At 72.7% G+C, this 18,251-nt stretch carries 12 protein-coding genes; 5 read left to right on the forward strand and 7 right to left on the reverse strand.

All coding sequences use genetic code 11. The annotated features are described in order from the left end of the window. Window positions 1-77 precede the first annotated feature (77 nt). Entirely contained in the window at window positions 78-1,154 is a 1,077-nt protein-coding gene (locus tag ACR807_RS24390) for an LLM class flavin-dependent oxidoreductase (RefSeq protein ID WP_438923723.1), read from the reverse strand. 148 nt (window positions 1,155-1,302) lie between these two features. On the opposite strand from ACR807_RS24390, the gene ACR807_RS24395 reads away from it, so the two are divergent. Together ACR807_RS24395 and ACR807_RS24400 are read left to right on the forward strand one after the other, a co-directional pair. Beyond that, window positions 1,303-2,331, forward strand: a complete 1,029-nt coding sequence (locus ACR807_RS24395; protein ID WP_438923724.1) for an acyl-CoA dehydrogenase family protein — start codon at window positions 1,303-1,305, stop codon at window positions 2,329-2,331. 92 nt (window positions 2,332-2,423) lie between these two features. Next, window positions 2,424-3,158, forward strand: coding sequence for a hypothetical protein (locus ACR807_RS24400; RefSeq protein WP_438923725.1), 735 nt, complete (start codon window positions 2,424-2,426; stop codon window positions 3,156-3,158). A 72-nt stretch (window positions 3,159-3,230) separates the two neighbouring features. Here ACR807_RS24400 and ACR807_RS24405 read toward each other — a convergent pair whose 3' ends face one another. The 3 genes from ACR807_RS24405 to ACR807_RS24415 all read right to left on the reverse strand — a co-directional run bounded on the left by ACR807_RS24405 (window position 3,231) and on the right by ACR807_RS24415 (window position 9,864). Beyond that, on the reverse strand, window positions 3,231-3,908 hold the full coding sequence (locus ACR807_RS24405) for a hypothetical protein (protein ID WP_438923726.1): 678 nt from the start codon (window positions 3,906-3,908) through the stop codon (window positions 3,231-3,233). 125 nt (window positions 3,909-4,033) lie between these two features. Then, on the reverse strand, window positions 4,034-7,801 hold the full coding sequence (locus ACR807_RS24410) for a DNA gyrase subunit A (RefSeq protein ID WP_438923727.1): 3,768 nt from the start codon (window positions 7,799-7,801) through the stop codon (window positions 4,034-4,036). Window positions 7,802-7,821: 20 nt separating this feature from the next. Next, complete coding sequence (locus ACR807_RS24415) at window positions 7,822-9,864, reverse strand: DNA gyrase/topoisomerase IV subunit B (RefSeq protein ID WP_438923728.1); 2,043 nt, start codon at window positions 9,862-9,864, stop codon at window positions 7,822-7,824. A gap of 306 nt (window positions 9,865-10,170) precedes the next feature. Between ACR807_RS24415 and ACR807_RS24420 the strand changes: the two genes are divergently transcribed. Continuing rightward, complete coding sequence (locus ACR807_RS24420; RefSeq protein ID WP_438923729.1) at window positions 10,171-12,234, forward strand: hypothetical protein; 2,064 nt, start codon at window positions 10,171-10,173, stop codon at window positions 12,232-12,234. Window positions 12,235-12,360: 126 nt separating this feature from the next. Here the strand turns inward: ACR807_RS24420 and ACR807_RS24425 are convergent, their stop codons facing one another. Continuing rightward, window positions 12,361-13,395 (reverse strand): polysaccharide deacetylase family protein, encoded by a 1,035-nt coding sequence (locus ACR807_RS24425; protein ID WP_438923730.1) that lies wholly within the window; start codon window positions 13,393-13,395, stop codon window positions 12,361-12,363. A gap of 150 nt (window positions 13,396-13,545) precedes the next feature. Here ACR807_RS24425 and ACR807_RS24430 point away from each other — a divergent pair, with 150 nt between their 5' ends. Both ACR807_RS24430 and ACR807_RS24435 read left to right on the forward strand, forming a co-directional pair. Further along, window positions 13,546-15,102: a putative glycoside hydrolase gene (locus ACR807_RS24430; RefSeq protein ID WP_438923731.1), complete on the forward strand. Its 1,557-nt coding sequence runs from the start codon at window positions 13,546-13,548 to the stop codon at window positions 15,100-15,102. Beyond that, window positions 15,099-15,896, forward strand: a complete 798-nt coding sequence (locus ACR807_RS24435) for a DUF3152 domain-containing protein (protein ID WP_438923732.1) — start codon at window positions 15,099-15,101, stop codon at window positions 15,894-15,896. Before ACR807_RS24430 ends, ACR807_RS24435 begins: the two co-directional genes overlap by 4 nt. Before the next feature lie 103 nt (window positions 15,897-15,999). Here ACR807_RS24435 and ACR807_RS24440 read toward each other — a convergent pair whose 3' ends face one another. Continuing rightward, on the reverse strand, window positions 16,000-17,373 hold the full coding sequence (locus ACR807_RS24440) for a GH1 family beta-glucosidase (protein WP_438923733.1): 1,374 nt from the start codon (window positions 17,371-17,373) through the stop codon (window positions 16,000-16,002). Continuing rightward, window positions 17,373-18,251 carry a carbohydrate ABC transporter permease gene (locus ACR807_RS24445; RefSeq protein WP_438923734.1) on the reverse strand — a complete coding sequence of 293 codons (879 nt, stop codon included), beginning with the start codon at window positions 18,249-18,251 and terminating at the stop codon, window positions 17,373-17,375. The genes ACR807_RS24440 and ACR807_RS24445 overlap by 1 nt, the downstream gene beginning before the upstream one ends.

The raw sequence follows: 18,251 nt of genomic DNA on the forward strand, positions 1-18,251 counted from the left end.
CGCGGCCAGCCGGCCGGCGAGCAGCTCGGTGGACGACGGGGAGCCGAGCCCCGCGTGCACCACGGCCAGGGTCGTCATCACGCGTCCGCCTTCACGCCGAGCAGGGACCGGTGGGTGGGCGCCTCGGGCACGTCGGCGGGGCGGCCGACGGCGAACTCGCGGCGCAGGGTGGGCAGGATCTCGCCGAGCATGTCCAGCTGCTCCAGCACGGTCTTGAGCGGCAGGCCCGCGTGGTCGACCAGGAACAGCTGGCGCTGGTAGTCGCCGAAGTGCTCGCGGAAGGTCAGCGTCTTCTCGACCACCTGCTCCGGGCTGCCCACGGTCAGCGGCGTCTGGGAGGTGAACTCCTCCAGCGACGGCCCGTGGCCGTAGACGGGGGCGTTGTCGAAGTAGGGCCGGAACTCGCTGACCGCGTCCTGGGAGTTGCGGCGCATGAACACCTGGCCGCCGAGCCCGACGATCGCCTGGTGGGCGGCGCCGTGGCCGTGGTGCTCGAAGCGCTCGCGGTAGAACGCGATCAGCCGCTGGAAGTGCTCCTTGGGCCAGAAGATGTGGTTGGCGAAGAAGCCGTCGCCGTAGTACGCGGCCTGCTCGGCGATCTGCGGGCTGCGGATCGAGCCGTGCCACACGAACGGCGGCACGCCGTCGAGCGGGCGCGGCGTCGCGGTGAAGGACTGGAGCGGGGTGCGGTGCTTGCCCTCCCAGTCGACCACGTCCTCGCGCCACAGCCTGCGCAGCAGGGCGTAGTTCTCGATGGCGAGGTCGATGCCGTCGCGGATGTCCTTGCCGAACCACGGGTACACCGGGCCCGTGTTGCCGCGCCCCATGATCAGGTCGACCCGGCCGTCGGCCAGGTGCTGGAGCATGGCGTAGTCCTCGGCGATCTTCACCGGGTCGTTGGTGGTGATCAGGGTGGTGGCGGTCGACAGGATCAGCTTCTCGGTCCGGGCCGCGATCCAGCCGAGCATGGTCGTCGGCGAGGACGGCACGAACGGCGGGTTGTGGTGCTCGCCGGTCGCGAAGACGTCCAGGCCGACCTCCTCGGCCTTGAGCGCGATCGTGACCATGGCCTTGATGCGCTCGGCCTCGGTCGGCGTCCGGCCCGTGGTCGGGTCGGGCGTCACGTCGCCGACGGTGAAGACACCGAACTGCATGACCACCACTCCTCAAGTGATTGCACTTTCAACTATCTTGGTCAACCGTACCCGGTGATCCGCTATTCCGTCCTTGCCGGGTGGCGCGGACCACGCCAAGGTGGGTGTTCACACCAACCGCGGGGACGTCGTTCGGGGGGAAGGCACGGTGCACGAGCTGGTCCGGCGCGCCGCCGGGATCGTCCCGGTCCTGCGCGCGCACGCCGACTGGGGCGACCGGCACCGCCGACTGCACGACGAGGCGCTGGGGGCGATGGCCGACGCCGGCGTGCTGCGGATGCGCGTCGCCGCCGAGCACGGCGGCGAGGAGGCCGACCTCGCCACCGTCGTGCGGGTCATCGCCGAGCTGGCCCGCGGCGACGGGTCGGCGGCCTGGACCGCCGCCGTGTGGACCGTGTCCGCCTGGGTCGCGGGACGGTTCCCCGAAGCCGTCCGCCAGGAGGTCTTCGCCAAACCCGACGCGCGGGTCACCGGCATCCTCAGCCCCACCGCCACCGCCGCACCCGCCCCCGGCGGGGTGCTGGTCAACGGCCGCTGGGCGTTCACCACCGGCGCGCAGCACAGCGACTGGACCGTCGTCGCCGCCGTGCGCACCACCGACGCCCGCCCCGTCGTGCTCGCCGTGCCCACCGCGGACCTCACCGCCCTCGACGACTGGCACACCACCGGCCTGCGCGCCACCGGCAGCGTCACCACCGTCGCCGACGGCGTGTTCGTCCCCGCCGAACGCGTCCTCGACCTCGACCCGCTGCTCGCGGGCGACCCCGACGCGACCACCCCCATGTTCCGCGCCCCCTTCGCCGTCGCGGCCTGCGCGACCGTCGGCGCGCCCGCCGCCGGCCTGGCGCGCGGGGCCGTCCAGGCGCACCCCGACGCACCCCGGGCGCGGGAGGCGACCGTGCTCGCCGACGAGGCCGAGTTCCACGCCCACCGGGCCGCCGACGCGGTCGACCGCAAGTCCGCCACCACCCGACCGTGGACCCCCGAGGACCGCACCCGCGTGCGCCGCGACCTCGGCGAGGCGTGCCTGCGCGCGAAGGACGCCGCCGACGTGCTCGGCCCCGGCGACGACGTCCTGCACCGCGTGCGGCGCGACGTGCACGCCCTGAGCCTGCACGCCGTGCTGCACCCCAACGCGAGCCTGGACCGGTACGGCGAGGTCCTCCAGGCGCGCTAGCCGTCCTCGGCGGGCGGCCCAACCGGTAACGCGCCGTTGTGAAAGCCCGACAGCAGCGCTGACAGCACGCACCGGTTCCGCTTGGGGAGAAGATGAACCGATTACGCAGCAAGCTCATCGCGAGCGCGGCCACCGTCGTCGCGCTCACGGCGGCGGTGACGGGGGCGCTCGCCGCCCCGGCCGCCGCCGACCCGCCCGTGCCCACCGAACTCACCGCCACCGTCGACCTGACCACCGTCGACCTCGGCCAGAACGTGTCGATCACCGGCACGATCAGGAAGCTGACCGAGACCGGCTGGGTCGACGTGCCCGGCGCGCACATCCACGCCCGCCACTGCGCCGACCCCTCGTGCTCCACGTCCTGGGGCGGCGCGTCCACGCTGTCGCAGCCCGGCGGGTGGCGGATCGGCACCGCACCACCCAGGACCGGCTTCTACCGGGTGACCTTCCAGGCCTGGAACTCGCCCGCGACCTCCGACCTGGCGGTGGCGGTCGTCGACGTCCCCCAGGTCAACGTGCTCCAACCCACGAACAACAGCACCATCACCGCCGCTCGCCAACCCTCCGGCGACGTGCGGTTCTACGCCGCCCTCGGCTTCCCGTCCTACGTCCTGCCACCCACCGTCCCCGTGGCGCGCGTCGAGTTCTCCACCGACAACACCACCTGGACCACCGCGGCCACCGTGACGGCCCGCTACTTCCACAACGGCACCTACGTCTACGAGGCGTACGTGACCGAACCCCTGTCCGGCTACTGGCGCGGCGTCTACGACGGCCTGCCGACCGCCGCGAAGGCGTCCACCACCGGCGCCACCCACGTGACCTGACCGCTCCGCACGGCTCCGGCCCCGTGACGCTCCGGTCCCCGCCAGGCCCCGGCCTCCGCAAGGGCCGGGGCGTCACACCTCCAGCGCCTCCAGCGCCGCCCACTGCGCCGTCGCCACCGCCACCACCGTGCCGTCCGCCGCGTAGATCGAGGTCAGCGTGTTCGCCACCGGCCCCACCCGCTGCACCTGCCGCGCGACCACCACGTGCGGCTCACCCACCCTCGGCGGCACGAGCACGTCCGCCGCCATCCGCGTCAACGCCATCGGCTCGTCCGTCGCCCAGCTCGCCGGGCAGTCCAGGACCGCCCACACCACCTCCGGCGAGTTCTCCACCGGCACCCACGGGCACGCCACCGCGTTCGGCCCCACCGGCCCCGGCGCCAGCAGCAGGCCGTCCACGCTCTCCGGCCCGCACACGAAGCACGACGGGAACGGGTGCCCCTCCCGGCCGAGGAACTCCTCCACCGCCCGGTCCGCCTCCAGCCCGCTCACCGGCGGCGCCGGCGGGATCGTCTCGGCCGTGGTCGTCATCGTCGCGACCACCTCCTCGCCGAACACCAGCACCGCCTGGTCCGGCCCCGCCTCCAGCCGCATCGGCAGCTCCAGCGGCGCGGGCGCCACCAGCGTCACCACCGCCGTGCCCGCCATCGGGGCGGCCGTGGCCAGCAGACCGCACGTGTAGCCGCCGTGGGCCGTGTCCGCCGCGCCGCCGAACCGGGCCGGGACCAGCACTTCGCTCTCGGTGATCACACCCTGAGGTGCCCGCAACGGCGGCCGTCCACACCTGTGGCCGACCGCCGTCCCCGGCCCGGGTCCCCGCCAGGTCCCGCTCAGCCGCCGCCCGGCCCCCCGCCCGGTACCCGCCCGGTACCCGCTCAGTCCCGCTCGACCAGGTGACCGACCACGTCCGGACCCGGGTGCGCGTGCCCCGACCCGTCCCGCCGCTCGTCCACCTCCGGCAGCTCCACCGGCGACCCGTTGCGCGCCGCACCCGCCGGACGCGGACCCACCCACGCCAGCACCAGGCCCGCCTCGCCCTTCAGGAACCGCTGCGCCCGCACACCACCCGTCGCCCGGCCCTTCGCCGGGTACACCGAGAACGGCGTCACCTTCACGCTCTGCCCCGACGACGTCACCACCATCGGCTCACCGTGCTCGTCGTCGTCCGTCCGCACCGCCCCGAAGAACACCACGTGCGCGTCCGACCCCAGGTTGATGCCCGCCATGCCGCCACCCCTGAGCCCCTGCGGCCGCACCAGCGACGCCGAGTACCGCAGCAGCGACGCCTCCGACGACACGAACACCAGCGTCTCGTCCGGCCCGCCCAACCACGACGCGCCGACCACCTCGTCACCCTCCTTCAGGGTGATCACCTCGAACTCGTCCGACCGCACCGGCCACTCCGGCGAGCACACCTTCACCGTGCCCATCCGCGTGCCCAGCGCCAACCCCGGCGAATCCCCGGCCACCAGCGGCGCGATGCCGACGACCCGCTCACCCTTGTCCAGGGCCACCAGCTCGCTCGCCGCCATGCCGCCGCTCAACGACAGCGTGCCCCCCTGCTCCGGCAGCACCGGCAGCGGCAGCACGTCCGTCTTGAACGCCCGACCCCGGTTCGTCACCAGCAGCACCTGACCGCGCGCCGTCGTGTGCACCGTCGCCGCCACCGCGTCGTGCTTCACCCGACCCCTGCGCCGCCGCGCCTCCGACGACTCCTCCGACTCCGCCGCCGTCCGCGCCACCAGCCCCGTCGCCGACAGCACCACCTGGCACGGGTCGTCCGCGACCTCCAGCGGCCCGGCCGGCTTCGACGCCGCCAGCACCTCCTTCAGATCGCCGTCCAGCAACGTCGTCCGCCGCTCCTGCGCCAGGTCCTTCGCGACCTGGCCCAGCTCCTTCGACACCACCCGCCGCAGCACCGCCGGGTCGTCCAGGATCTTCGACAGCTCCGCGATCTCCGCGCGCAGCCGCTCCTGCTCCGCCTCCAGCTCCAGCGAGTCGTACCGGGTCAACCGGCGCAACGGCGTGTCCAGGATGTAGTTCGCCTGGATCTCGCTCAGCTTGAACCGCGACACCAACCCCTCGCGGGCCGCCGCCGCGTTCTCGCTACCGCGGATCAGCTTGATCACCTTGTCGATGTCCAGCAGCGCCTTCAACAGGCCCTCGACCAGGTGCAACCGGTCCTCGCGCCGACGCCGCCGGTACCGCGTGCGCCGCGTGACCACCTCGTACCGGTGCTTGAGGAACACGTCCAGCAGCGCCTTGAGCCCCAACGTCCGCGGCTGCCCGTCCACCAGCACCAGGTTGTTGATGCCGAACGACTGCTCCATCGGCGTGAGCCGGTACAGGTCCGCCAGCAGCGCCTGCGGGTTCACCCCGACCTTGCACTCGATCACCACCCGGACGCCGTTCTCCCGGTCGGTCAGGTCCTTCACGTCCGAGATCCCGGTGAGCCGCTTCGACTTGGTCACCTCGTCGGTGATCTTCTCGATGATCTTCTCCGGACCCACCCCGTACGGCAGCTCGGTGATCGTGATCGCCTGCCGCCCCCGGCTGCCCTCCAGCAACCCGGTCTCCACCTTGGCCCGCATCCGCACCACACCGCGACCGGTCTCGTACGCCTTGCGCACCTCGTCCAGCCCCAGCAGCACACCACCCGTGGGCAGGTCGGGACCGGGGATGAACCCCATCAGCTCGTCCAACGTGGCATCCGGGTGCGTGACCAGGTGCCGCGCCGCCGCCACGACCTCGCCCAGGTTGTGCGGGATCATGTTCGTCGCCATCCCGACCGCGATCCCCGACGTGCCGTTGACCAGCAGGTTCGGGAACGCGGCGGGCAGGACGGACGGTTCCTCGAGCGACCCGTCGTAGTTGGGCCGGAAGTCGACGGTCTCCTCGTCCAACTCCCCGACCAGCAACATCGCGGCGGGCGACATGCGGGCTTCCGTGTTGTGGTTGACGAACCCACCCGCGAGGAACGAGTGGTCCTCCGAGCGCACGCGCACCGAGTACACCTCGGCCGGTGCGCACGCCTCCACCTCGGTCACCGGCTCGAACCGGTAGCCCGAGTCCATGATCGGCAGGATCGTCGCCAGGACCTCGGTGTCCTTGATCCGGTCGATGATCCGCAGCCGCTCGGTCTCCCAGCGCTCGACGCGGTCGAAGTTGTGCTTCGTCAGCCACTTCCGACCACTGCCCCGCCGGTCGAAGTCCACCGCACCGCGGACGTAGTCGGCCACGAACGGCACGCTGTCGGCGCTCAGCCGGTGCGGCGACACCGGCGAGTGCCGGAGCAGCGCCTGGAGCTTCGCCTGCTTGGTCCTGAGGAAGCCGACCCGCTCCGCGAACGCGCGGACGTTGCGCAGACCGGACACCACCAGGCGGTGCTCCACCGAGCCGTTGGGCCTCGTGTACGGGCGGCGGGCGGCGATGACCCCGAACTCGGCCAGGAGTTCCTGCATCTCCCGGGCCAGCCGGGCGCTGTACGTCGAGTACTGGACCGTGAAGCTGTTGTCCGCTTCGCGGCAGCCGCCGTCACCCTCGAAAGCGGCCATCAGGAATGCGCGCTTGACGCCCCAACCGCCGTTCCAGACGAATTCCGGGACGAACTTGTCCCGCGCCTGGTGGCCGATGAACTCCGCGAGCGGGCTGGCGCGGAAAGCGTCCATGCCACCCGCGAAGTCCTGGACGTCCAATTCCCGGATGAGCTTCCGATCCCGACGGGTCTGCCTCTCCGACACGTACCGCTGCCCGCCGACCACCTGGTCGTAGGCGTGCAGCACCTCCGCGAAGAAGTGCTCGTCGGTGTTGTTGAAACCGGCACGCCTCTCGTTCGCGAACCCCTCCGACACCCATGCGCCGGCGAGGACACCGAGCAGGTACTCACGCGCGGTGGGAACGACCTGGGACCACGCGTTCCTCGCCACGGCCACGACCGCGCCCGGCTGCAGCTCGTCCAGTCGCCGCCACTGGAACAGCGGCACCCCCACCGGGGCTTCCAGGCACAGGACCAGGTGGTTCTCGCTACCGCGCAGCGAGAAACCCGACTTGGTGGTCATCCGAACGGTCGGGTGGACACCCGAGTTGAACACCTTGTCGACCTGAACCGCCTTCCCGTCCTTGTCCAACACCTCGAAATCGGCGTCGGCCTCGGAGTCGGCGGCCAGGGAGACCACGTCGGCGATGCGCGGGCTCGAACCGTCGGCAAGACGGATGCGCGTATCGCCGACAACGCAGTAACGGCTCGCCGCCGGTCCGTCGTCCGGACTCCCAAAATTACCGTGCCCGTCGACCAACGGCGTGTTCAGGGAAAAGTCCTGAGCGAGCCGCACCATCGCGTCGTAAATAGCCGTGTCGCCGTGCGGGTGGTACTTGCCCATGCAGTCGCCCACGACCCGCGACGACTTCACGTAGGGGCTGTTCGGGCGGTACCCCTGCTCGTTCATCGAGAAGAGGATGCGCCGGTGCACGGGCTTGAGGCCGTCGCGCGCGTCGGGCAGGGCGCGGGAGTGGATGACCGAGTAGGCGTACTCCAGGTACGAGTCCTCGATCTCGGTGGTCAGGGAGTTGTCGAAGACCTGCGCGCCCGCGCGGTCGAAGGCGGACGGGTCGACCCTCGTCACCGGGGTCTTGCGGCGTGCCATGGTCGGTCGTTCCCTCGTGTTCAGACGTCGATCGCGGACTGGTCGACCCGGGCGGCCGATTCGACGAGCCACGCCCGGCGCGGCTCGACCTTCTCGCCCATCAACAGCTCCAGCGCGGCTTCGGCGGCCTCCGCGTCGTGCATGGTGATGCGGCGCACCGACCTCGTGGCCGGGTTCATCGTGGTGTCCCACAGCTCGTCGGCGTCCATCTCGCCGAGGCCCTTGAACCGGGGCACCGGCTTGACGACGGTCTTGCCCGCCTTCTCCAGCCGGGCGACCTTCTGCTCCATCTCGCGCTGGCTGAAGGTGAAGTGGGTCTCCGGGTTGCGGCCCTTCGTCATCACCTTGTGCAGCGGGGGCATGGCGGCGTAGAGCCGGCCGTCCTCGATCACGGGCCGCATGTACTTGGCGAACAGCGTGATGAGCAGGGTGCGGATGTGCGAGCCGTCGACGTCCGCGTCGGCCATGAGGATGACGCGGCCGTAGCGCATGGTCGTCAGGTCGAAGGTGCGGCCGGTGCCGGCGCCGAGGACCTGGACGATGGAGGCGATCTCGGCGTTGCGCAGGGTGTCGGCGAGGCTGGCCTTCTGCACGTTGAGGATCTTGCCGCGCAGCGGCAGCAGGGCCTGGTACTCGGAGACGCGGGCCATGCGGGCCGAGCCGAGGGCGCTGTCGCCTTCCACCAGGAATAGTTCGCTTCGCGAAACACCTGTGGTGCGGCAGTCGACGAGCTTGGGCGGCATCGCGGCGCCTTCGAGGGCGGTCTTGCGGCGCGCGGCGTCCTTTTGCTGCTTCTGGGTGAGGCGGACCCGGGAGGCGTCGACGACCTTCTGGAGGACGATCTTGGCCTCGCCCTTGGTGCGGCGGTCCTCGGTCCACGCCTTGAGGTGCTTCTCGACGATGCCGAGGGCGACGCGGGTGATGCCGGCGGTGGAGAGCTCGTCCTTGGTCTGGGACGTGAACTGGGGTTCGGGGATGCGCACGTGGACGACGGCGGTCATGCCCTCCAGCACGTCGTCGAGGGTGGGCGGGTCCTCCTTGGGCTTGAGGAGGCCGCGGGTCTTGCCGATGGCCTCCTGCACGGCCTTGAGGACGGCGCGCTCGAAGCCGCGGCGGTGGGTGCCGCCGTGGACGTTGCGGATGGTGTTGGTGAAGCACTCGACGGTGCGTTCGTAGCCGGTGCCCCAGCGCAGGGCGATCTCGACCTCGGCGTGGCGCTCGACCTTGGAGCGCATGACGCCGTTCTCGTCGGCGGCGTTCTCGTGGTAGACGCCGGTGCCGGTGATGAGCAGGGTGCCGGAGACGGGCTTGTCGTTGGCGGGTGCGAGGAAGTCGACCATGTCGGCGAGGCCGCCGGGGAAGTGGAACGTCTCCTCGGTCTTGGTCTCGCCGGTGTGGTCGTGCAGCACGTAGGTGACGCCGGGGACGAGGAACGCGGTGTTGCGGAGCTTGGTGCGGACGGCGTCGACGTCGAGCTTCGCGCCGTTCTCGAAGTAGCGGGCGTCGTACCAGTAGCGGGTGGACGTGCCGGTCTTCCTCGTGCGGCCGGTGACGCGGAGGCCGGATTCGCGGGTGAAGGCCGCGTCGGGGCCGGGGCCGTCGAAGACGCCGGGGACGCCGTGGGCGAAGGACATCTCGTGGGTCTTGCCCTCGCGGCGGACGACGACGTCGTAGCGGAGCGAGAGGGCGTTGACGGCGGAGGCGCCGACGCCGTGCAGGCCGCCGGAGGTCTTGTAGCCGGAGCCGCCGAACTTGCCGCCGGCGTGCAGGCGGGTGAGGACGAGTTCGACGCCGGAGAGGCCGGACTTGGCGTGGGTGCCGGTGGGGATGCCGCGGCCGTCGTCGTCGACCTGGACGCTGCCGTCCTGGTGGAGGGTGACGACGATCTTGGTGGCGTGACCGGCGACTCCCTCGTCCGTGGAGTTGTCGACCACCTCGGTGAACAGGTGGTTGATGCCCCTGCTGTCGGTGGAGCCGATGTACATGCCGGGCCGCTTGCGAACCGCTTCCAGACCTTCGAGGTGGGTCAGGTCGTCGGCCCCGTACAGGATCTCAGCGGTCACCGGGTCGTTCTCCCCAGGTCGTGGCGTGCGTGGAGCGGTTCACGGTAGTGGAGGGTAACCGCCTGGTCCGACATTGTTCGGCCGACCGACGGGGAAAAGCGCGGTTCGGTGTTCGAATCGGTGTTCGAATGCCTGTTCGGGTACGTGGCGTGGGCGGTTCGTGACGCGGTGCGAGTGGTGCACGTCACTCCCGGTCGAGACGGGGGTCCACTGTGGACGAGCACACTGGGCGAGCTGCCACGGGCGGCTTCACCCGTTCCGGGTAGGGTGCGGGTCTCGGTCGAGTAACGCCTGGAGGGCGCCCGAATGTTCCGACGTGCCGCGCCGAAGGAGACGACCCCGCCGGTGGAGCAGGTCGTCGAACCGGAGTTCGAGCCGGTGGCGGCCGTGAGCACACCCCCTCCCCCGCCGCCCGCGCAGTTCTCGGCGGTGTTCTCGGGCGCGGCGCTGGTGGTGGGTCCGCCCGGCGGGGCGAGCCAGCAGGCGGTGGCGCTGGGTCGTGGCCTGCCGGTGGACCGGGGGCGGACGGTGGTCGTGGTCGACCCGCCGCACGGTGACGAGGCGGGGTTCTGGCCGGCGGTGGCGGCGGCGCTGCAGGGACGGGGCCCGGTGCGGTTGATGTCGTCGCACTCGGGGTCGATGCGCCCGACGGCGCCCGCGCAGTGGCTGGCCGAGCAGCTCCAGGCTGAGGTGGTGGCGCCGGACGGCGCGGTGACGACGGTGCCGGGCGCGGCGTTCGTGGCGGGTGCGGGCGGGTACGGGTGCTGGCTGCGGTTCCTGCCGGGCGCGTCGCCGGTGCCGATGGGCAGGCGGTTCCCGGTGCCGCAGTGGGAGGCGGTGGACCCGAACGCGCCGTGGCCGACGGGCGAGGTGGGGGTGTCGGAGCCGATCCCGGCGGGGTTGTGGCTGCGGGCGCAGCGCGCGCCGTTCGACCTCGCCTCGCCGGACGCGCGGTCCGTGGTGGGGCTGCCGTGCCGGGACAACGTGCTGACGGTCGTGGTGGGCGGTCCGGGTCAGCCGCCGATCCCGACCGAGGAGGTGTGCCGGCTGCTGGGCGGGTTGTCGGCGGCGGCGCGGTCGCGGGTGCGGCTGGTCTGGTACGGCGGCGACCACCAGGGTCAGGCGGTGGCCGACGAGCTGGGCGAGCCGGTGTCGCTCTACACGGGCCTGCCGGTGGGTGCGCTGCGGACCGGCGCGGCGGTGGTGGCGGTGAACCCGCGCGGGCAGCAGACGTGGCGGCCGTACGTGACGGAGGTGCGGTACGCGCCGGGCGGCCAGCCGGTGGTGGCGGGCTACCGGCCGCCGGTGCCGGGGCTGGTGGAGCGCGGCCCGGGGGTGTTCGACCTGGGTGGCGGGGTGTACCTGGAGGTCGTGCCGTCGGGGTTGTGGGTGCGCGACGCGGAGGACATCAGCGCCGAGGTGCGGGCGTTGCCGGTGGACCCGGAGTGGGCGCGGTTGACGGTCGGCACGCCGGGGCGCACGACGGCGGGCGCGGTGGCGGTGGCGGGCGCGTCGCTGGTGGAGCGGTTGGAGCCGGAGGTGCGCCGGCTGCTGAGGGTGGTGTTCTGCGACCCGACGCCGCTGCCCCGGCCGCCGGTGGCCGAGGAGGAGCCGGCGCCGGTGGTGCCGGACGAGCCGGTGCCGCTGAGCGTGGACGGCCCGCTGGGCGACTCGCCCGCGCCGGTGTGGGGCGAGCGGCAGGGCGACGAGGTCGTGCCGCCGGACCACCGCAGCACCGAGCAGGAGCGGGACGCGTTGCGCCGGATGCTGGGCGAGCGGTACGGGGAGCACGCGGCGGTGGCGTGCCGGCACATCGCGGAGCGGCCGGAGGACGCGGAGGCGTTCGAGGCGGTGGTGACGGACCTGGCGGCGGTGTCGGCGTGCCTCCAGCAGGACGAGGAGATCGTCACCGAGGCGTTGCGGCTGGGTCGGCTGGGCAGGTTGTGGCCGTACGCGGCGGGCGTGGTGTCGGGGTTGCGGCGGCTGCCGGCGCACCAGGGTGTGACGGTGTGCTGGGGTGAGGCGCGGCAGTACCGGACGGGTGACGTGCTGGTGGAGCACGGGGTGCTGAGCACGGTGGCGGGGCCGACGGTGCCGGTCGACGGGCGGGTGGAGTTCCTGCTGTGGTCGGTGACGGGGCGGCGGGTGTCGGTGGTGGACTCGTTCGGCAGCCTGGTGCAGGAGCGGGTGGTGTTCCCGCCGGGCACGGCGTTCAAGGTGCTCGCGGTGGCGGAGGCGGAGGAGTCCGCGCCGATGCAGGTGATGCTCCAGGAGGTCGTGGGCAGGCACCACGAGCTGCCGCCGGGCGTGCTGGGCGCGTTGGAGCGCGCGGCGGTGGCGTTGCGCAACCAGGCGCGGGCGCACGCCTGAACGCAGGACTCATGGGTCGCGAGCGCAGGACTCACCGGTCCTGAGCGTAGGACTCACCGGGCCTGAGCGTAGGACTCGCCGGGCCTGAGCGTTGGACTCTCGGGGGCTGGGGGTTGGGCTCTCGGGTCAGTAGGCGTGGGCGCGGGCGGCGTGGTGGGCGGCCGGGGGGCCGGCGGCGGCGGGGTGGGCGATGCGGTTCGGGTCGCCGTCCGAGGTGTAGCGCGAGGCGGGGGCGGCGGCCAGCTTGTCGAGCCAGGCTGTCGAGCCGTACTCGGCTTCCTGGCCGGCGGCGTCCTGGGACCTGATGCGCGGGGTGGCCAGGGGGTCGAAGTCGGCGGCGAAGGGCGACGGGGCCGGGTTCGAGCCGACCAGCAGCACGCAGGCGTGGTCGTAGGACGCGCCGTCGAAGGCGCCGCGCGCGGCCAGGGCGGCGTTCGCGGGTTCGGCGCCGAAGGGCAGGGCGAGGCTGGTCACGGCGAGGCCGGGCACGGCGCGCTGGATCTCGCGCTGGCCCAGGGCGATGGCCTGCTGCACGCCGGCGTCGTCGGCGCCGGCCAGGTTGGTGTGGGTCTGGGTGTGGTTGCCGATCTCGAAGCCGTGGTCGCGCAGCCAGGGCAGGACGCCGCCGCCGTCGGTCGAGCCGAACGGGGCGGCGTTGACGTAGAGGCTCGCGACGGGGCGGAAGCCGGGGTTGCGGGCGGCGACGTCGAGCAGGATCGCGACCGCGGTGCCGGGGGCGGGCTGTCCGTCCGGGCCGAGCGCGAACTGGGTGGGGTCGCCGTCGTCGAAGGTCAGCACGACGGGGTGCTTGCCGGCCGGGAGGTCGATCCGCCCGGTGGCGTACTCGGTGGTGGTGACCGGCACGTAGTCCTCGGCGGCCAGCCGCTCCAGCTCGGCCCGGTACGCCGCCGGGGTGCGGTCGTAGACGGAGGTGGGCTGGTCGGTGAGCCGGTGGTACATCAGCACCGGCACCTGGCCCAGCTCGTTGGCGCCGACCGAGGCGGGGTCGGGCGGGGGCGCGGCGGACGACGGGGTCCGGGCGGTCGGTTCGGCGGACGGGGCGGGGGCGAGCTGCGCGGGCGCCTGGGCCGGGTCCTGCCCGCAGGCGGCGCACAGGGCGGCGACGAGGGCGAGCGCGACCCTCTTGGACGACGTGTTCACACCACGATGGTTGCGCCGATCGGACCAGCGCGGACGGGTGATCACACCATCGGATGACCTTCGGTTTGATCTTGGCCGGACCGGTAAGTCGCAGGTGGTCCCAGTCGTGCCGAGATCGGAGCCGCATCGATGCCCGAGACGCCCCGCAAGATGAAGCGAGTCCTCATACCGGCGGTCGGCGTGGTGGTCCTGCTGCTGGTGGCGGGCGTCGTCACCACGATCGTGCAAGGCCGCGGCGCGGGTCTCGCGGTGGCCGACCTGGCCGACGGGTCGGTTCTCACTCCTTCGGGTGTCGAGCGCGTGTCCATCACGACCGCGGACCCCGGTGGGCTCGATCGTGTCACCGTGCAGGTGGACGGGAAGCCGGTCGAGCTCCAGCGGGCCGATGGGCGCATGACGCTGACCGGGGTGGAGTTGGCCGAGGGTGAGCACACCCTGGAGGTGCGGGCGGCGAACCCGCTGCCGTGGATGCCCGACGCGGCGGTGGAGCACGCCTTCACCGTGGACGGCACGCCGCCGGCGCTGACCGTGGACTCGGTGGAGGCGTCCTCGCCGCGCGGCCCGGTGGTGGTGAAGGGCGCGGCGGACGGCGCGGAGACGGTGCTGGTCGGCGACCAGCGGGTGCCGGTGCGCGACGGCCGGTTCGAGGCGTCGCTGGCGGCGGTGCCCGCGACCGTGCGGGTCGAGGCGGGTGACGCGGCGGGCAACACGCGGAGCGCGGACGTGCCGGTGACGGTGACCCACCCCGGTATGCGCGCGGTGCACATGAGCGCGCTGGCGTGGGCGTCGGCCGACCTGCGCGAACCGGTGCTGGCGCTGGCCCGCGAGAAGCGCATCGACACCGTGCAGCTCGACGTGAAGGACGAGAGCGGCGAGATCGGGTACGACTCGCAGGTGCCGCTGGCCCGGCAGGTGGGCGCGAACAAGAACTACTACGACGCCCGCGCGGTGCTCGACGAGCTGCACGGCCTGGGCCTGCGCGTGGTCGGCCGGCTGGTGGCGTTCCGCGACCCGGTGCTCGGCAAGGCGTCGTGGGAGTCCGGGGCGCGCGACCGCGTCGCCCAGAACACCTCCGGCGCGCCCTGGTCGGCGCACTACGGCGAGTACGCGTTCACCAACTTCGCCAACGCCGAGGTGCGCGACTACAACACGGCCATCGCGAAGGAGGCCGCCGAGCTGGGCTTCGACGACGTCCTCTACGACTACGTGCGCCGGCCGGACGGCCCGCTGGGCCAGATGTCGTTCCCCGGCCTGACCACCACGCCCGAGCAGTCGATAGCGGACTTCCTGCGGGACAACCGCGAGGTGCTGCGCCCGCTGGGCGCCTACCTGGGCGCGTCGGTGTTCGGCATCGCCGCGCACAGCGGCACCGACATCGCGCAGGACATCCCGGTCATCGCGAAGCACGTCGACTACGTCGCGCCGATGGTCTACCCGTCGCACTGGGGCCCCGGCGAGTACGGGGTGGCCAACCCGAACGCCCAGCCCTACGAGATCGTCAAGGCGTCGGTCGCGGACTTCGTGCGGCTGACCGGGGGCACGGGGGCGTCGGTGGTCCCCTGGTTGCAGGCGTTCTCCCTGGGCCACCACTACGGGCCGGGCGAGGTGCAGGCGCAGGTGACGGCGTCGCGGGACGCGGGCGTGCCGTCGTTCCTGCTGTGGAACGCGGCGTGCAGGTACGACGCGGCGGGGTTGGCGCCCGCATGAGGCCGCTGCCGCTGCTGCCCTACGTGACCGGGTTGTGCCTGGCCGTCGCGACGCTGGCGGTGCTGGACGCCGGCGCGGCGTCGCGGACCACCAGGGTCGAGTGGCCCAGCGCGGGGGTGGTGCCCAAGCCGACGCGGCCGACGTCGGGCACCCTGGTGGACACCGCGCGGGTCGACGCGCTGCGCACCACCGACGCCGACCTGCCGGGCGGCCCGCCGTTCCCGCAGCGGGGCGCGGACACGTTCCGCGTCGTGCCGGGCACGCTGGGCCCGGCGGGCGGCGTCGAGTACTCGGTGGAGGTCGAGGACGGGGTGGAGCTGCCGCACGGCGACGACTCGTTCGCCGCCGTGGTCGACCTGGCGCTGCTGCACCCGCGCGGGTGGCGGGGGCGCGGGCACGCCTTCCGCCGGGTCGACAGCGGCGAGCCCGCGCTGACGGTCCGGCTGACCTCGCAGGCCACGGCGCGCGCCCGGTGCGGGTTCGAGCTGCCCTACGACACGTCGTGCCGGTCCGGGTCGGTGGTGTACCTGAGCGCGGCGCGCTGGTTCCGGGGCGCGCACGCGTTCGGCCGCGACCTGCGGGCCTACCGGTTCTACGCGGTCAACCACGAGGTCGGGCACTTCCTGGGGCTCGGGCACGAGGTGTGCCCGGTCGACGGCGGCCCGGCGCCGCTGATGATGCAGCAGACGCTGAGCACCGCGAACGACGAGCTGGCGGCGATCGTCCACGGCACCGACCAGGGCGTGGCGGTCGTGGCGGACGGGAAGGCGTGCACGGCGAACCCGTGGCCCTAGTCCTCCCGACGCCACCGCCGCCCGACGCCACAGCCGCCCGGCGCCACAGCCCTCCGGCGCCACCGCCGCACGGGTCGGCACCCGCACGGCGGTGGCTCGCGGGTCACCCGGTGGCGGCCTGCGCGGCCCGCTGCCCGGCGACCAGGTCGCGGTACCAGTGGAAGCTCGCGCGCGGGGTGCGGACGAGGGTCTCGTAGTCCACGTGGACCAGCCCGAAGCGGGGCTTGTAGCCGTGCGCCCACTCGAAGTTGTCCAGGAACGACCACACGAAGTAGCCGCGCAGGTCCACGCCCGCGTCGGCCGCGTCGCGGGCCGCGGCGAGGTGGGAGCGCAGGAACTCGATGCGCTCCTGGTCGACGAAGCCGGGGTTGTCGGGGTACACGCACCCGTTCTCGGTGACGTACACCGGCGGCAGGGCCGGGTAGCGCTCCTTGAGCCCGACGAGGGTGTCGGTGAGGCCGTGCGGTTCGACGGGCCAGTTCATCGCGGTGCGCGGCACGTCGGGCAGCCGCGTGGTGTCGATGCCGATGTCGATGGACGTGCGGGTGGCCGGGTCCGGGTCGCGGTGCGGCGCGTCGGCCACGTGCTGCCGGTAGTAGTAGTTGATGCCCACGTAGTCCAGCGGCTGCCCGATCAGCTCCAGGTCGCCGTCGAGGCGGAAGGAGGCGTCGGTGACCCCGGCGAAGGTCTCCGCGTAGTCCTCCGGGTACTTCCCGCCGAAGAGCGGGTCGGTGAACTGGCGGCGCAGCAGCAGGTCGTGCCGGCGGGCGGCGGCCACGTCGGCGTCCGAGTCGGTGACCGGCACCGACGGGGACTGGTTGAGCACGATGCCGAACTCGTGATCGGGCTTGGTCTCGCGCAGCGCCCGCACGGCGAGGCCGTGGGCGACCAGCAGGTGGTGGGCGGCGGCGAGCGAGCCGTGGCCCTCCCGGGCGCCGGGCGCGTGCCTGCCCTCGCCGTAGCCGACGATCGAGGACACGTACGGCTCGTTGAACGTCGTCCACTTCGACACCCGGTCGCCCAGCGCGTCCTGCACGACGAGGGCGTAGTCGGCGAACCTCAGCGCGGTGTCGCGGGAGCGCCAGCCGCCCAGCTCCTCCAGGGCCTGCGGCAGGTCCCAGTGGTAGAGGGTGAGGAACGGCTCGATGCCGCGCGCGAGCAGCCCGTCGACGAGCCGGGAGTAGAAGTCCAGGCCGCGCGGCTCGACGGCGCCCGCGCCGGTGGGCAGCACCCGCGACCAGGACACCGAGAAGCGGTAGGCGTCCACGCCCAGCTCGCCGAGCAGCGCCACGTCCTCGGGCATCCGGTGGTAGTGGTCGCACGCCACGGCGCCGGTGTCGCCGCCCGCCACGGCGCCGGGCACCTCGGCGAACGCGTCCCAGATGGACGGTCCTCTCCCGTCGGCGTCCGCCGCTCCCTCGATCTGGTACGAGGAAGTGGCGACGCCCCAGCGGAACCCTCGGGGGAAGTCGGTCATCAGCCTTTCAGCGCTCCTTGCATGATCCCGCCGACGATCTGCCGGCCGAACAGGAGGAACACCGCGAGCACCGGCAGGGTGCCGATCGTCGCCGCGGTGAGCACGAGTGTGTAGTCGGTGGTGTACCCGCTGGCCAGGGTGGACAGCGCGGTCTGCACGGTGGGGTTCTCCGGGGTGAGCACCACCAGCGGCCAGAAGAAGTCGTTCCACGCCTGCATGAACGTGAACAGGCCGAGGACGGCGGCGGCCGGGCGGGCGGCGGGCAGCACGACGTGCCAGTACAGGCGGATCGAGCTGCACCCGTCCATCCGGCCGGCCTCCAGCAGCTCGTCGGGCACGGCCCGCTCGAAGTACTGGCGCATGAAGAACACGCCGAACGCGGTGACCAGGCCGGGCACGATGACCGCGTGGATCTCCCCCGCCCAGCCGAAATCGCTCATCATCATGTAGAGCGGGATGACGCCGAGCTCCGTCGGCACGGCCTGGGTGGCGACCACCAGCAGCATCAGCGCCGAGCGGCCGCGGAAGCGGAGCTTGGCGAAGGCGAAGCCGGCGAGCGTGGAGAAGAACACCACGGACAGCGTGATCGTCCCGGAGACCACGATGGAGTTCCACAGCGCCAGGGCGAAGTCGGACTGGTCGAACACGCGGGCGATGTTGGCGAACAGGTTGCCGCCGGGCACCAGCACCGGCGGCACGCTGTCGACCTTGTCGGGTGTCTGGGAGGACACCACGAGCGACCAGTACACCGGGAACGCGGACCCGGCGATCACCGCGATGAGCGCCGCGTAGGTCCACGGTCCGGGCAGCCGCACCGCGCGCTTGCGCCTGGCGGGCGGTGGTGCGACCGGGGCCGGCCGGTCGAGCAGGCTGGTCAT

Origin of the sequence: Saccharothrix sabaoui (assembly GCF_051756985.1) — a bacterium.
In the GTDB taxonomy this organism is placed as follows: domain Bacteria; phylum Actinomycetota; class Actinomycetes; order Mycobacteriales; family Pseudonocardiaceae; genus Actinosynnema.

What these genes read in the sequence shown, in the direction of transcription:
- ACR807_RS24390 (WP_438923723.1), bottom strand. Translation starts at nt 1,154, where the DNA reads ATGCAGTTCGGTGTCTTCACCGTCGGCGACGTGACGCCCGACCCGACC.
- ACR807_RS24400 (WP_438923725.1), top strand. Translation starts at nt 2,424, where the DNA reads ATGAACCGATTACGCAGCAAGCTCATCGCGAGCGCGGCCACCGTCGTC.
- ACR807_RS24410 (WP_438923727.1), bottom strand. Translation starts at nt 7,801, where the DNA reads ATGGCACGCCGCAAGACCCCGGTGACGAGGGTCGACCCGTCCGCCTTC.
- ACR807_RS24420 (WP_438923729.1), top strand. Translation starts at nt 10,171, where the DNA reads ATGTTCCGACGTGCCGCGCCGAAGGAGACGACCCCGCCGGTGGAGCAG.
- ACR807_RS24430 (WP_438923731.1), top strand. Translation starts at nt 13,546, where the DNA reads ATGAAGCGAGTCCTCATACCGGCGGTCGGCGTGGTGGTCCTGCTGCTG.
- ACR807_RS24435 (WP_438923732.1), top strand. Translation starts at nt 15,099, where the DNA reads ATGAGGCCGCTGCCGCTGCTGCCCTACGTGACCGGGTTGTGCCTGGCC.
- ACR807_RS24440 (WP_438923733.1), bottom strand. Translation starts at nt 17,373, where the DNA reads ATGACCGACTTCCCCCGAGGGTTCCGCTGGGGCGTCGCCACTTCCTCG.
- ACR807_RS24445 (WP_438923734.1), bottom strand. Translation starts at nt 18,251, where the DNA reads ATGACCAGCCTGCTCGACCGGCCGGCCCCGGTCGCACCACCGCCCGCC.